The sequence below is a fragment of the Thermobifida fusca NBRC 14071 = JCM 3263 genome, from assembly GCF_001592045.1.
GTDB classification, from domain to species: domain Bacteria; phylum Actinomycetota; class Actinomycetes; order Streptosporangiales; family Streptosporangiaceae; genus Thermobifida; species Thermobifida fusca.
In genome coordinates this window covers 118,742-133,675 of the sequence record NZ_BCWB01000017.1, presented here as the reverse complement: position 1 = coordinate 133,675, position 14,934 = coordinate 118,742, and the positions used below count along the sequence as shown (strand labels likewise).

Genomic DNA, 14,934 nt, shown 5'->3' with positions numbered 1-14,934 from the left:
GGGAGGCCGTCAAGAACGCTGCCGGGCCCGCGCCGCGGCGGCAGGCCGCCGCCCGCGGGGACGGTGGTACAACCGGTTCTGCGCCGCCCGGCGGCGGATATCCCACAGGAAACCGTCCCGCACCGCGGTGCGGAGCCGGAGCGGAAGCCGCGGATACACCGCCCGCACCACCGTGCACAACCGGTGGAAGCGGCGGTGGCGGCGCGCATCCCAGGCCAGGCCGAACTCGTCGCGCAGTCGGGACGGCAGCAGCCCGGCAGCCACAAACCCTTGGAAGCGGGCCGCGGGACGCAGCAGACGAGCAGAAGGGTGCAGCAGGTCGCGGGCCACGGCCCGGGCTGCTGGGGTGACCCGCAGCGTAGCGAGCGTCTCCTCCCAGTAGCGGGCGAACTCGGCGCGGGAGGCCGGCCAGTACTCCTCCGGACATCCCAAGGCCGTGGCGAACACTGCCGAACGCGCATACACCTCGTCTTTCTCCGCGTCCGTGAGGTTCCCCACGAACCGCTCGTAGGCGGTCTCCGCGGACTGGTACAAGGTGGCGGCCACCCAGCGGAGCAGTTCCGGGTCGAGCGCCCGGTATCCGGGACCGGTGACCTTGGTGTGCATTGCGCGCACGATCGCGCTGATCCGCTCCGCTTCGTCCGGGGAGCCGAACATGACCCCGTAGACGAAGGTGAGAGTGCCGTGGAGCCGACTGAGCGGCCGGTGCGCGAAATCGCTGTAGTCGTGCACGCCCTGCCCCACCGCGGGGTGGGCGATCTGCAGCAGGATCGCGTACCCGGCCCCGGCCAGCAGGGCAGCCTCGCGGAAGACACGGTCGAGGACAGGAGCATCAGAGGGGGAGGAGGGGACCATAACTTTCAGCTTACGTTCCGGCTGGACCGAGGGCTGGGGCCGTCGGTCCTGGGATTAGCGCACGTCAGGGCCGCGCCAGTACACCACGGGGCCGTCCCCGGTCGGCACCACCGCCACATCGCCGTGCTGGTCTGTGCGGTACGAGGCGGAGGTCAGCGCGGTCAACTGCGCCCACGTGTCCGCAGCCGGGTGCCCGTAGGGGTTGCCGGCGCCCACCGAGGTGAGCGTCACCCGGGGCCGGGTGGCTTCGAGGAACACGGCCTCCTGCGTGCCCGCCCCATGGTGCGGGGTCTTGAGCACGTCAACACCGCGGATCCCCGGATGGGTGAGGAGAGCGCGCTGGGCCGACTCTTCGATATCCCCGGTGAGCAGCACCGACAACCCGCCTTCGGCGGGCGGGGCAGCGGACCGGTGGGCGAGCACGACCACGCTGCCCTCATTGGCGTCCCCGCCCGCGAAGTCGGCGGGCGGCCACAGCACGGACAGTCGCCAGCGTCCCACAGCCAGCTCCTCCCCGGCATGCACGGTGCGCAGCCGCGCCCCGGCCCGCTCCAAGGCTGCGGCAGCGTCCGGTGCGTCGAACCCCGGAGGCACCACCGCCTCCGCCACGGTCCGGCCCCGCAGCACCCCGCTTGTGCCGCCCGCATGGTCCAGGTCGTGGTGGGTGAGCACCAGCAGCGCAACCCGGCGCACCCGCAGCCGGTCCAAGCAGCGGTCCACTGCCCCTGGACGCGGCCCGGTGTCGACCACCACCGCCTCCCCGCGGTCCACCGCCAACACGAGCGCGTCCCCTTGGCCGACGTCGCAGGCGACCACCGCCCACCCCGGCGGGGGCCAGCTAGGAGCCAGGCAGGCGAGAGCCAGCGCCGCCACCGCGGACGCGGCAATCCCCGCAGCCACCACCCTCCGTGCCCAGCCCCGCAGCACCAGCAGCGCGGCGAGCAGGACAGCCAGCAGCAACGCCCCCACCACGTCGGACCGCCACGGCACCGCGCCGTGCGGCACGCGGGCACCCCATTCCGCGATGCGGTGGATCCAGGCCACGGCGACCCCCGGAACCCACACCGCCACCTGTGCCGCGGGAGGCGCCACCAGTCCCAGGGCGGCGACCACGAAACCGCCGACGGTGGCGACCGGCACGAACGGCCCAGCCGCCACGTTCGTCGGCACGGACACCCAACTGACCTCGGCGGACAGCACCACGAGCAGCGGCGCACACGCCACTTGGGCGGCGAGCGTGACCGCGACCGGCTCCGCCAGCCACGCCGGCACCCGGCGTGCCCATGCGTCCCGCCACGGGGGCGCGAGTACCATGATGCCGCCGGTAGCCAGCACGGACAGGGCGAACCCGAACGAGGCAGCCAGCGCCGGATGGAACAGCAGCAGCCCGATCACTGCGGCAGCTAGCGCTGCCACCCCGATCCGGGGACGCCCCACGACCAGGGAGACGAGGGCGACCGCGCCCATGAAAGCCGCACGCAGCACACTCGGTTCCGGCCGTGCCAACAGCACAAACCCGGCGATTGTGGCCGCACCGGTGAGTGCGGAAGCCCACACAGGCAGCCGGAGCCAGCGGGTGACCGCCAGCACCGCGCCGGTCATCACCGCGAGATTCGCCCCGGAGACGGTCAACAGGTGCGTCATGCCGGTGGCGCGGAAGATCTCCGCGGTCTCCGCGTCCAACAGGGACGTGTCCCCCACGACCAGCGCGGGCAGCAGACCCCGCTCCGGCTGGGGCAGGACCGCGCACGCCCGCCGCAGCCCGCCGCGGACCCGGTCCGCCCACGCATGGGCGGCCGACGGCGGGCCCACGTGACGGGGCGGACCGCGGACCAAGAGCAGCGCAGCATCCAGGCGGGTGCCCGCGGGCACCGCGGTGCCCGCTACGCGCACCGGCTGGCTGGGCACCAGGTGCCGCCACTGTTCGCCGTGGACGAGGAGGACCACCGGGACCCGGCTCCGGACCCGGGTCCCGTCCGGCAGCGTCACCCACTCGGTGTGGGCCGTCACCACGAACTCGGCCCGCCCCGGGACCGCGGGGTTCTCCCGAGGCCGCGGGTCCAAGGCGAGCACCACGCTCGCCTCCGTGAACTGCTGGGCCGCGGCCAGCTCAGCCATCGGACTGGCCGCTACCGCGGCGGTGCGCCCGGCCACCGCCACCGCCCCGCCCGCAGCGCAGACCAGGGTCGCACCGCACAGGGCGGCTACGGTCCCCCAGCGCGGGTGGCGCAGCAGGAGCAGCCCTGCCCACGCGGCCGTGCCGAGCACCGCCGCGGTGAGGAACGCGGTGCGTGGCGCAGCGTGGAGCAGTGCGAGGACCGTCAGCCACAGTCCCACGGCCGGGACCGCCAGGCTCACGTCGAGCCGGACACCTGCCCCGGGCAGGGGACCGGAACCTGCCGCAGTCACGGGGCACCGCCGACGTAGACCAGGTCGCGCAGCTCCGCGAACCGGCGGTCCCCGATACCGGTGACGTCGTGGAGCTGCTCCACCGAGGTGAAACCGCCGATGGACGCGCGGTGGTCGATGATGCGCTGGGCCAGCACCGGGCCGATTCCCGGCAGGGTCTGCAACTGGTCGGCGGTAGCGGTGTTGAGGTCGATCCGCCCGTCCCCGGCGGGCAGGCCCGGACCCTCGCCTTCCCCGGCCATGGGCGACGGGGTGACCCCAACGAGGATCTGCTCGCCGTCGACGAGGGGACGGGCCAGGTTGAGGAACCCTAGATCCGCATCCGGGCGCGGGCCGCCCGCCGCGTCGAGAGCATCGGCCACCCGGGACCCGGCGGGCAGGGTCACGATCCCCGGGGAGACCACGTCACCGCCCACGTGGACCACGACCGTGCCGGCAGGACTCGCTTCCGCCGCCGGGGACGGATGAGGACCGGACGGGACGGCCTCCTGCGGCGGCGCGGGCGCGGACTCGGGACGGGCGTTGAGCATGAACCAGCCGGTGACCCCCGCGGCCAGCAGGCACACGAGGGCGAGCGCCGCCACCCCGGACAGGGTCACGCGGGGCCGCAGCTCCACTGAGACACCCCTCCAGCGGTCCACAAGGGCCGCCAGCGGGGCAGGCAGCCGCCGCTCCGCCGGGTCGGGGAGCGGCGGGATGCGCACATACCCGGGCGGGGGAGCGGGAGCCGAACCGTCGTTCCGACCCGTGCCGCGGTCCGGCTGAGGTGCGGCGGGCGGGGCCGGACGGGCACCGCGGCCCGCCCGGGCAGGGCGCTCTGCCGCATCCTCGTCCCTCCCCACCTCGGGAGCCGGGGGACGCCGTGGCGCGGGAAGCACGGGCACCGGGGAGCGGACCGTGTCGGCTACGGCATAGGGCGGGGGAGGAACAGTGAAGTCCAGTGGGGTCGGGTCCCCGTCGTCCGCTGCCCGCCACTCGGCAGGCAAGGCGGCCTCAGACGACGGCAGGGGAGACGGCTGCTGCGCTGCCGGGGCAGCGGGCTCAGGAGCAGTGTGTCGTGCCATACCGGGGACGGTAGGTCCCCGCCACGGGAGCGCTAGAGAGGAAGGTTCCGCCTGTGGACAACTGCGCGGAGCGCTCACCGGTACGGCCCGCAACCGGCAGCGGACCGGCCCCGACAACGCGAAAGGCCAGACACCGTCACGATGCCTGGCCGTGGGCGCGTGTCAGGAACGAACCTGCTGCAGACGCTTAGGCAGCCTGAGACTGCTGCAGCTGGTGGAGCCGCTTGGCGATCGCGCTCTTGCGGTTCGCAGCCTGGTTCTTGTGGATCACGCCCTTGCTGACGGCCTTGTCCAGCTGGCGTGCCGCGGCGCGCTGGAGAATGATGGCCTCTTCGACGTTCCCGGCCTCGGCAGCTTCACGGAACTTGCGGATAGCGGTCTTCAGCGACGACTTGACCGCCTTGTTGCGCAGACGAGCCTTCTCGTTCTGCCGGATGCGCTTCTTCTGCGACTTGATGTTCGCCATGCGAAACCCTGCTCCAGTTACGTCAGGATGTGCGTCGTCACCACCCGGACCGCGCCTGTGGGCAGCCGCGCCACGAGGAGATCCGCGGAGATCGACGCGAGGATTGAGACCAAGGGCTCAAAAGTGAACGTGGAACGTCTGAGACACGGACTTCCATTATGCCCTGGGAAGGGGAATGCTCGCACCGCGGCACCGCTTTACCGCTGGATGTGCAGCCAATCTTCCTCGAGCTCCGTCCACGCGTCGTCGGCCAGCTCCTCCGGGGCGTGGACCGCGATCCCGAAACTGTCCCGCTGGCCGTGCGCGGTCAACGCGATCCGCACCGCCTCCACCGCGGTCGCTGCCGCGGCAGGGTCGTCCGCCGCCGGCGGCACCCCGATCCGCAGCCCGATCGTCTCCGGCACGGTCCGCAGCGCCAGCGTCGTCTGCCGGGCCATGAAACCGCCGTACAGGGAGCCGCTGGGCATCCCCGTGCCGCTGCCGGACACGACGACCACGTCCGACAGTTCCGCGACCCGGAGGAGGAAATTGGTCGACCAGTAGCGTTCGCCCCCCTGGACGGCGAACACGGGAAGCCGCACCCCGGGAAGCGGCTCGAGGGGGAGGGCGAGTACGGACAGCACGGCCTCCGCGCCGATCGCGTCGCGAGTACGCTCCAGCAGGTCCACGAAGCCCGGGTCGTTCACGGTGACCGGGGTGATGGCGTAGTGCACGCCGTCGAACCCCGCGTCCACGACAGCGCTGGCCGCCTCCACCAGGCGGGCTCGCGCCTCCTTGGGCACGCGGTCCTCCAGCAGCGAAGAACTCTCCGCGGTGCTGCTGAGCCACCCCACCACTGCCACGTCCGGAAGCTCGCGGCCCATCCAGTCGAGGAAGGCGTTCGCTGCCGCGTACCCGGCGGGGTCAACCGTGCCGTCCTCCGCGATCTCCCCCACGTGCACATACACTTCGGTGAAGGCGCGCAGCCGGGGCAGCGCCGCGGCGAAGTCGGACTCGTCTTTGCTCCCGTCCACCCACGACCCGTCCAGCCACGCCGCGTCTGCGCCGGTCGAGGCCGCCCACTCCGCTTTCTCCCCGGAGAACTGTGCGGCTAGCACCACGCCCGCGCCTACCGCTACTACCAGTACTGCGGCCAGGCCCGCGAGAAGGCGTGTGAGAAGCCAGCGCACGTTGCTCTCCCGGTTCTGTCCGTCGCATAGCCTGATAGGGATCGTGTGCCCCATTGTGGCCCGCGGTACCGCCCGCTGTCGCGTCCGTGGGACCATGGGGGCACTGCCCGATCACGGCCGCGTGTGCGCTCCCGCCACGCAGTGCCCTATCCGACCTCGACGAATGTGAACGGACCACGGTGCCACAGCCAACTCGGACCGATCCCGCGCTGATTCGGAACTTCTGCATCATCGCGCACATCGACCATGGCAAGTCGACACTGGCCGACCGCATGCTGCAACTGACCGGCGTGGTTGAGGAACGCCAGATGCGGGCCCAGTACCTCGACCGCATGGACATCGAACGCGAGCGTGGCATCACCATCAAGTCGCAGGCGGTGCGACTGCCTTTTACCGCGCTCGACGATGTGACCTACATCCTCAACCTCATCGACACCCCGGGGCACGTGGACTTCAGCTATGAGGTCTCCCGGTCGCTGGCGGCCTGTGAAGGCGCGATCCTGCTGGTCGATGCGGCCCAGGGCATCGAGGCCCAGACTCTGGCCAACCTGTACATGGCGCTGGAGCACGATCTCACGATCATCCCGGTCCTCAACAAGATCGACCTGCCCGCGGCCCAGCCGGAGAAGTACGCCGCGGAGCTCGCCGGGATCATCGGCTGCGAGCCGTCGGACGTGCTGCGGGTGAGCGCCAAGACCGGTGAGGGTGTCGAGGAGCTGCTCAACGAGATCGTGGCTCGCATCCCCCCGCCGGTGGGCAATGCGGACGGGCCCGCCCGCGCGCTGATCTTCGACTCCGTCTACGACACCTACCGGGGTGTGGTCACCTACGTGCGGGTGGTCGACGGGCAGATCACCAACCGGGAACGCATCCAGATGATGTCGACCGGGGCCACCCACGAAATGCTGGAGGTCGGGGTGATCTCCCCCGAGCCCACCAAGGTGGACTCCCTCGGGGTGGGCGAGGTCGGCTACCTCATCACCGGGGTGAAGGATGTGCGCCAGTCCCGGGTCGGGGACACGATCACGTCGGCGGCCGCTCCCGCCGCGGAGGTCCTGCCCGGCTACCGCGACCCCAAGCCGATGGTGTTCTCCGGGCTGTACCCGATCGACGGCACCGACTACCCTGTGCTGCGGGACGCGTTGGAGAAGCTCCAGCTCAACGACGCCGCGCTGGTGTTCGAACCGGAGACGTCCGCCGCGCTCGGCTTCGGGTTCCGCTGCGGTTTCCTGGGGCTGCTGCACTTGGAGATCACCCGGGACCGGTTGGAGCGGGAGTTCGATCTGGCGCTCATCTCGACCGCCCCCAACGTGGTCTACCGCGTCCGTATGGAGGACGGCACCGAGCACACGGTGACCAACCCCAGCGAGTTCCCGTCGGGCAAGATCGCGGAGATCCGCGAGCCGGTGGTGAAGGCGACCGTGCTGACCCCCTCCGACTATGTCGGCCCGATCATGGAGCTGTGCCAGGGGCGGCGCGGCGTCTTGGACGGGATGGAGTACCTGTCCGAGGACCGGGTGGAGATGCGGTACACGCTGCCGCTCGCCGAGATCGTCTTCGACTTCTTCGACCAGCTCAAGTCCCGCACCAAGGGGTACGCCTCCTTGGACTACGAGCCGTCCGGGGAGCAGGCCGCCGACCTGGTGAAGGTGGACATCCTGCTGCAGGGGCAGGTGGTGGACGCGTTCTCCGCGATCGTGCACCGCGACAACGCCTACTCCTACGGTGCGGAGATGACGAAGAAGCTGCGGGAACTCATCCCCCGGCAGCAGTTCGAGGTGCCGATCCAGGCCGCGATCGGTTCCCGGGTCATCGCCCGGGAGAATATCCGCGCGCTTCGCAAGGACGTGCTCGCCAAGTGCTACGGCGGTGACATCAGCCGGAAGCGCAAGCTGCTGGAGAAGCAGAAGGAAGGCAAGAAGCGCATGAAGATGGTGGGCCGCGTCGAAGTGCCGCAGGAGGCGTTCATTTCGGCACTGTCCACCGAGAGCAGCGGCGAAGGCAAGGACGGCAAGAAGAAGTAAAGCGCTTCCCGGCCCGCACGCCGGGAAGCGCGTGGGAAGGGGCCGGTGCGGTCTGGGGAGGGGCCGCCGCACCGGCCCGATGGCTTTCAGCCTTTGACCGCCCCCGAGGTCAGCCCTTCGACGATGTAGCGCTGCAGGAACCAGAAGACCGCCATGGTCGGCAGGGCGATCAGCAGCGTGCCCACCGCGAACAGGCCGAAGTTCGCGTTGCGTTCGTCGGCGACCAGCGAGTACAGGCCGAGCGCCACCGTCTTAGCCTCCGGGTCGCGCAGGAACACGGTGGCGAGCAGGAACTCGTTGATGGTGTTGATGAACACCAGCAGGCCGACGATCGCCAGCACCGGGGTGACCAGAGGCAGCATGATGCGGAAGAACGCCTGGGCGTGGGTGGCGCCGTCGACTTTGGCGGATTCGTCGAGCTCCATGGGGATGGTGTCGAAGAACCCTTTCATCAGCCAGGTGTTCACGCTCAGCGCCCCGCCCAGGTAGACCAACAGCAGGCCCCAGCGGGTGTCGAAGCCGATCGGGGGCCAGTAGTCGGTGACCGTGGCGAACATCAGGTAGATCGCCACGATCGCCAGGAACTGCGGGAACATCTGGATCAGCAGGATGCCGAGCAGGCCGATGCGGCGCCCAGTGAACCGGAACCGGCTGAAAGCGTAGGCGGCTAGCGCGGACAGGAACACGGTCACTGCGGCGTTGCACACCGCCAGCACGATCGAGTTGACGTACCACGCACCGAACGGGGTGGTGGCGAACAGTTCCCGGGCGTTGTCCAGGCTGGCCCCGGTCGGCACCAGGTGGCTGGAGCTGAGCGTGCCCAGCGGGTTGAGCGCGGCCGAGATGACGAACAGGATCGGGAACAGGGCGAAGGCCACCGCACACCACAGCAGCAGGTGCCGCCAGGAGTTGTCGCGCAGCCAGCGGAGGAAGGGGCGGTCGCGGTAGACGGGGGCGGTCACCGGTTCACCTCCTCCAGGGAACGGCTCTGTCTGAGGCTGATCAGCGACAGCAGGGCCACGATCAGGAAGATCAGCACGGAGACCGCTGAGGCGAACCCGTACTGGGCGCCTTGGCCGCCGAACGCCAACCGGAAGGTGTAGGTGATCAGCAGGTCGGTGGCTCCGGCCAGCGGGTTGTCCGGGCTGAACGGGCCGCCTGCCGTGGTCAGCCAGATCGCGTTGAAGTTGTTGAAGTTGAACGCGAAGGTCGAGACCAGGATGGGGGTCATCGCGATCATCAGCAGCGGCAGGGTGACGTGGCGGAACGCCTGCCAGGCGCCCGCGCCGTCGATTCGGGCTGCTTGTTCCAGTTCCCGGGGGATGGACTGGAGGGCTCCCGTGGCGACGAGGAACATGTAGGGGAAGCCGAGCCAGGTGTTGACCAGCAGGATCGAGCCGCGCGCGGTCCACGCGTTGCCCAACCAGTTCACGTCCAGTCCCAGCACCCGGTTGATCAGCCCGAAGTCGGTGTTGAACATGTCCCGCCACAGCAGCAGCATCGCGAAGGACGGCATGGCGTACGGTAGGACCAAGAGGATCCGGTACAGGGTGCGGCCGCGCAGCGGGGTGCGGGTGTGCATGAGCAGCGCCAGGCCCAGGCCGACCACGAAGACCAGCAGGGTGGTGCCGGCAGCGAATCCGATGTTCCAGGCGAGGATGGACAGGAAGGACGCGCCGGTGGCCGGGTCGGTCACGAACCGGAGGAAGTTGTCGAAGCCGACGTTGACCCGCCAGCCTTGGAGGAGCCGCTGCCCGTCGTCGGAGACGAAGGAGCCGTTGACGTTGTCGGCGGTGTACGTCACCCCGGTGACGGAGTCCACGATGCAGTCGCAGTCCTCCTGGTAGGTCCGGGTGGCTTGGCCTTCGTAGGCCATGGACAGGCCGCTGGAGCGGATCCCGGTCCCGTCGCCGGTGGGCACCGCGAAGTCGGCGATCTCGTCGCTGCGCTCGTTGATCTGGGCGGTGGTGAGCACGGTGTACCCCTCGGCGTCGACGATCTTCCCGGAAGCCTCTCGGGTGAGGTCGTCGGGGTCGAGGGGGGTGAGGCCGTCGGCGTCGCCGGCGTAGACGGTGCCGTCGGCCGCGGTGAGCAGGAAGACGAGGTCGCCGGTGTCCGGGGCGCCGTCGGCGGCGACGGTGAGGGTGTACTGGGGGGAGTCGGGGGTGCGCACCACGGAGTAGGCCTCGATCGCGGCGATGGCCTGCTCCTTGTCCCCGCGGTGCCCGTCGCCGAAGTTGGTGACCGAGGTGCTGACGGTGTACAGCACCGGCAGGATCTGGAAGGCGATGAGCAGCAGCGTCCCGGGCAGCAGGTATTTCAGCGGGACGTGGCGGGGGGACAGGTAGACGTAGAAGATCAGGGCGGTGACTGCGGCGACGATGCCGACCCCGACCCAGTTGGCCGCTTCGATGAGCGGGAACGCGGCCCAGACTGCTAGGGCAGCGGCCAGCCCCAGCGCACCGATTTTGACGACCAGTCCGAGCAGTGAGGTCGTGGGCTCACCGCGGACGTGGGATGTGGGGGCGGGCGCCCCCGAGCGGGCGCCCGTGACGGTGTTGCGAGCCACCGTGGATCAACCGCCGATCTGCTCGGAGATGGCCTCACCCGCGGCCTTGACGGCCTCGGCGACGTCCTCACCGGCGATCACCGCGGCCTCGGCCTGCCCGAACGGGCCCCAGATCGCGGCCATTTCGGGGATGGCGGGCAGCGGGTCGCCGTTGGCGCCGGCCTCGACGATCTTGAGCAGGTCGGGGTCGTCGGCGGAGACCTTTTCCAGGGCGGCGGTCAGCGCCGGGGGACGGGGGTCGGCCTCGTACAGGGCGACGGCCAGTTCGGTCTCGGTCACGAAGTTGGTGGCGAACTCCTGGGCGAAGACCTTGTTGGCGCCGCCGGAAGCCACGAAGAACGCTTGGACGCCGATGAACGGGCGCGCTTCGTCTCCGTTCGCGAAGCCGGGAACCGGGCTGATCTCGTAGGGGATGCCCGCTTCCTTCATGTCTGCGATCGCCCACGGGCCGGAGATGAGGAAGGCGGTCTTCGCTTCGTTGAACAGGGGGCCGGCGTTCTGGCTGTCGATGGAGCGCTTGAGCGCGCCTTCGCCCTTCTCGCCGAGTTCCGCGATCTTCTCGAACGCCTTGATGGAGGATTCCGAGCCCACACCCATGTCGGAGGGGTCGAGGTTGCCTTCGTCGTCCTTGCCGAACAGGTAGCCGCCCGCGGAGGTGTACAGCGGGTAGATGTGGTAGGCGTCGCCTTCCGAGCCCACCTGGAGGCTCATGATCTCTTCGACCTTGCCGCTCTCTTTGAGCTTCTTGCCTTCCTTGATGAGCTCTTCAATGGTGTCGGGGGCTTCGGGGACAAGGTCGGTGTTGCGGAAGAGCACCAGGTTCTCCATGGCGTAGGGCACGCCGTAGAGCTGGCCTTCGAACGTCACCGCGTCGAGGGCGACTTGTTCGAATCCGTCGGCAACCTCCTGGGGGAGCTGGACGGGGTCGATGGCGCCGTTGCGGACGAGGTTGCCGGTCCAGTCGTGGGCGCCCACGACCAGGTCGGGCGGGGATCCTGCCTGGTGTGCGGTGACGAAGTTGTCTTGGAGGTCTTCGTTCGGGATGGATTCGACTTTCACGGTGATGCCGTGGGCCTCACCGAATCGTTCCGCGTAGGGGATCAGCACATCGGTGCGGTTGGGGTCAGCCCAGATGACCATGGCACCGTCGGTGGACTGCTCGGAGGACGCGCTGTCGTCGCCTCCGCCGCCACACGCGGTGGCAAGCAGTGTCAGGACTGCTATGCCCGACAACACGCTGAAGCTACGGAACTTCATGGATTCTCCTTCGAGTAGGCCGCGGCAGCGTCCCCCTGCACGGCGCGGCTTCCGGGTGCGGTGGCGTGGACGTTAGCAACTTTTTGCAAAAGTTGGAAGAGTTTTCTCTTTCTTGCAACGAAATGAGTAATCCAAGTGAAATCTCCGGTTGACATAGAGGGGTCCGAACGCCCCCGAAAAGTCCGGACCCCTCTGTCGGTGTCAGCGCGCCACGCGCCGACTCACCCCGCTACTGCCGCAGCCACACCGCGGTGTCCCCAGGCAGCACGAGGTGCGTGCCGTCCTGCTCCACCGGACCGCTGGACAGCACCACTTCGCCCTCGAACGGCAGCGTGACCGGGTCAGCGCCGAAGTTCACCGCGCAGGTGAAACCCGGTTCCCGGCGGAAAGCCAGCACGTTCTGCGGGGCGTCCGCCCAGTGCAGCGCGTCCTCTGCGGGGAGCAGCAGTTCGCGGCGGAGCCGCAGCGCCTTCTTGTACAGCGACAGGGTCGAGTCCGGGTCGCGCTCCTGGACCTCCCGGGTCAGCGACCGCCACTCCGCGGGCACCGGCAGCCAACTGCGCTCCGCCGAGCAGCCGAAGCCGAACGGGGGCTCGTCGCCTTCCCAAGGCAGCGGCACCCGGCATCCGTCGCGGCCCCGCTCGGTGTATCCGGAGCGCTTCCACGTGGGGTCCTGCAGGGCCTCCTCCGGCAGATCGGTGACCTCGGGAAGTCCCAGCTCCTCACCCTGGTAGAGGTAGACCGATCCCGGCAGGGCCAGCATCAGCAGGAGCGCGGCGCGTGCCCGCGCCAGCCCTTGCGCGCCCCCGCCGAACCGGGTGACGTGCCGGGTGACGTCGTGGTTGGAGAGCACCCATGTGGTCGGCGCCCCCACCGCGTTGTTCGCGGCCAGGGAGCGGTCCACCACGGCGCGCAGCGTTGCAGCGTCCCAGTCTGCGGTGAGGTACTCGAAGTTGAACGCCTGGTGCAGCTCGTCGGGGCGGAGGTAGCGGGCCACGCGTTCCGCGTTCTCCACCCACGCCTCGGCCACCAGCGCGCGCTCCCCGGGGTAGCTGTCGACGATGGCGCGCCACTCCCGGTAGATCTCGTGGACCCCGTCCTGGTCGAAGTAGGGCAGCCGCGTGTGGCCGTCGAGCATGTCCGCCTTCTGGCCTTCGGCGATGTCGGGCAGCGCGGGGTCCTTGATCATGCCGTGGGCCACGTCGATGCGGAAGCCGTCCACCCCGCGGTCCAGCCAGAACCGCAGAATGTCGGCGAATTCGGCCCGGACCTCCGGGTTCTCCCAGTTCAGGTCGGGCTGCTCTACGTCGAACAGGTGCAGGTACCACTCGCCGGGCGTCCCGTCCGGCTCCGTCACCCGGGTCCAGGCGGGCCCGCCGAAGATCGACTGCCAGTTGTTCGGCGGCAGCTCCCCGTTCTCCCCGCGCCCCGGGCGGAAGACGTACCGGTCGCGCTCCGGGCTGCCCGGTCCGGCGGCCAGCGCGTCGCGGAACCAGCGGTGGGCGGAGGAGGTGTGGTTGGGAACGATGTCGATGATGACCCGGAGGCCCAGGTCGTGGGCGGTGGCCAGGAGGGCGTCGAAGTCGGCCAGCGTTCCGAACCGCGGGTCGACGTCACGGTAGTCGGCGACGTCGTAGCCGCCGTCGGCGAGGGGGGAGACGTAGAAGGGGGTCAGCCAGATCGCGTCCACGCCGAGCGAGACCAGGGCGGGCAGGCGCTCCCGGATGCCGTTGAGGTCGCCTTCGCCGTCGCCGTTGGAGTCCGCGAAGCTGCGGACGTAGATCTGGTAGATGACCGCGTGGCGCCACCAGTGGGTATGGGCGGTGGGCGCGGTCAAGTGAACGCTGTCGGGAACTTGCTGCATGGATGCGTCTCCATCGCACGAGTGGAACCCACGATTGCAATTACTTGCGCAAGATTACCTACTTCTTGCGTACATGGAAGAGGGGTTTTCGATAGAGTTCTGCCATGGGTCCACCACGATTGGCCGACATCGCCCGCCACGCGGGCGTAAGCGAGGCGACAGTTTCCCGGGTACTCAACGACAAGCCAGGGGTCGGCCCAGCCACGCGCGAAGCTGTACTGACCGCCTTGGACGTGCTCGGATACGAGCGTCCAGCCCGGCTGCGGCAGCGCTCCGCCGGGCTGGTCGGCATGGTCGTCCCGGAGCTAGAGAATCCGATATTCCCGATGTTCGCCCAGGCCGCAGAGCGGGTGCTCGCCCAGCACGGCTACACCCCGGTGCTGTGCACCCAGACCCCTGGCGGGATCGTGGAGGACGAGTACGTGGAGATGCTGCTGGAACGTAACGTCTCCGGCATCATCTTCGTTTCCGGCCTGCACGCCGACACCACCGCCAACCACGACCGCTACCGGGCGCTCCTCCAGCGCCGCCTGCCTATCGTCCTGGTCAACGGCTACGTCGAAGGACTGCCCGCGACCTTTATCTCCCCGGACGACCGGGCAGCGGCCCGACTCGCGGTCAACCACCTCGCGGCTCTCGGCCACACCCGGATCGGGTTCGCCAGCGGCCCCCACCGCTACGTGCCCGTCCAGCGCAAGCTGGACGGCTTCAAGGCCGCGATGCTGGAGAACGGCCTCGACTTCCACGACGACCTGGTCGAACTCTCCCTGTTCGGGGTGGAAGGCGGCCACGCGGCGGCCAGCAGACTGCTGGACCGCGGGGTCACCGCCATCGTCTGCGGCTCCGACCTCATGGCGTTGGGGGCGATCCGCGCGGCCCGCCAGCGGAACCTCACCGTCCCCGGTGACCTGTCAGTGGTCGGCTACGACGACTCCCCGCTCATCGCGTTCACCGACCCGCCACTGACCACGGTCCGCCAGCCGATACAGGCCATGGCACTCGCCGCGGTCCGCGCGCTCTGCGACGAGATCTCCGGGCATGCCCCGGCACGCACCGAGTACATGTTCGAACCGGAGCTCGTCGTGCGCGGCTCCACCGGCGTGCACCGGGCCTCCCTGGGAGAACAGGTCGCTCCGGCCGGGAACTAGCCGACGTTGTGCTCCGCGGACCGCACGGTCCCACCAGGCCAGCCCACTCGCCCCCACCGAGTGGGCAGGGCCGCGGCACGGCAGCCATGCTGGCCCGCGGCGGCCGGAG

General features: G+C 69.7%; 11 protein-coding genes. 2 read left to right on the top strand and 9 right to left on the bottom strand.

The window, feature by feature from the left end:
* Window positions 1–9: 9 nt before the first annotated feature.
* From TF1_RS03555 to TF1_RS03535, 5 genes are all read right to left on the bottom strand, one after another.
* Complete coding sequence (locus TF1_RS03555; protein ID WP_011291271.1) at window positions 10–855, bottom strand: oxygenase MpaB family protein; 846 nt, start codon at window positions 853–855, stop codon at window positions 10–12.
* A 54-nt stretch (window positions 856–909) separates the two neighbouring features.
* Window positions 910–3,264, bottom strand: a complete 2,355-nt coding sequence (locus TF1_RS03550) for a ComEC/Rec2 family competence protein (RefSeq protein ID WP_016188362.1) — start codon at window positions 3,262–3,264, stop codon at window positions 910–912.
* The gene (locus tag TF1_RS15715; protein ID WP_081638424.1) at window positions 3,261–4,328 is read right to left on the bottom strand and encodes a ComEA family DNA-binding protein; all 1,068 of its coding nucleotides are present in this window, start codon (window positions 4,326–4,328) and stop codon (window positions 3,261–3,263) included. The genes TF1_RS03550 and TF1_RS15715 overlap by 4 nt, the downstream gene beginning before the upstream one ends.
* Before the next feature lie 187 nt (window positions 4,329–4,515).
* On the bottom strand, window positions 4,516–4,794 hold the full coding sequence (gene rpsT, locus TF1_RS03540) for a 30S ribosomal protein S20 (RefSeq protein WP_011291274.1): 279 nt from the start codon (window positions 4,792–4,794) through the stop codon (window positions 4,516–4,518).
* A gap of 197 nt (window positions 4,795–4,991) precedes the next feature.
* Complete coding sequence (locus TF1_RS03535; RefSeq protein WP_061783628.1) at window positions 4,992–5,963, bottom strand: hypothetical protein; 972 nt, start codon at window positions 5,961–5,963, stop codon at window positions 4,992–4,994.
* Window positions 5,964–6,142: 179 nt separating this feature from the next.
* On the opposite strand from TF1_RS03535, the gene lepA reads away from it, so the two are divergent.
* Window positions 6,143–7,987 (top strand): translation elongation factor 4, encoded by a 1,845-nt coding sequence (gene lepA, locus TF1_RS03530; RefSeq protein WP_011291276.1) that lies wholly within the window; start codon window positions 6,143–6,145, stop codon window positions 7,985–7,987.
* 86 nt (window positions 7,988–8,073) lie between these two features.
* Here the strand turns inward: lepA and TF1_RS03525 are convergent, their stop codons facing one another.
* The 4 genes from TF1_RS03525 to TF1_RS03510 form a co-directional block, all read right to left on the bottom strand.
* Window positions 8,074–8,949 (bottom strand): sugar ABC transporter permease, encoded by an 876-nt coding sequence (locus TF1_RS03525; protein ID WP_011291277.1) that lies wholly within the window; start codon window positions 8,947–8,949, stop codon window positions 8,074–8,076.
* A complete protein-coding gene (locus TF1_RS03520) occupies window positions 8,946–10,556 on the bottom strand; it encodes an ABC transporter permease subunit (RefSeq protein ID WP_011291278.1) in 1,611 nt (536 codons plus the stop codon). The genes TF1_RS03525 and TF1_RS03520 overlap by 4 nt, the downstream gene beginning before the upstream one ends.
* Window positions 10,557–10,562: 6 nt before the next feature.
* Complete coding sequence (locus TF1_RS03515) at window positions 10,563–11,813, bottom strand: sugar ABC transporter substrate-binding protein (protein WP_061783627.1); 1,251 nt, start codon at window positions 11,811–11,813, stop codon at window positions 10,563–10,565.
* A gap of 229 nt (window positions 11,814–12,042) precedes the next feature.
* Window positions 12,043–13,677 (bottom strand): glycoside hydrolase family 13 protein, encoded by a 1,635-nt coding sequence (locus tag TF1_RS03510; protein ID WP_011291280.1) that lies wholly within the window; start codon window positions 13,675–13,677, stop codon window positions 12,043–12,045.
* A 104-nt stretch (window positions 13,678–13,781) separates the two neighbouring features.
* On the opposite strand from TF1_RS03510, the gene TF1_RS03505 reads away from it, so the two are divergent.
* On the top strand, window positions 13,782–14,825 hold the full coding sequence (locus TF1_RS03505) for a LacI family DNA-binding transcriptional regulator (RefSeq protein WP_011291281.1): 1,044 nt from the start codon (window positions 13,782–13,784) through the stop codon (window positions 14,823–14,825).
* Window positions 14,826–14,934 lie beyond the last annotated feature (109 nt).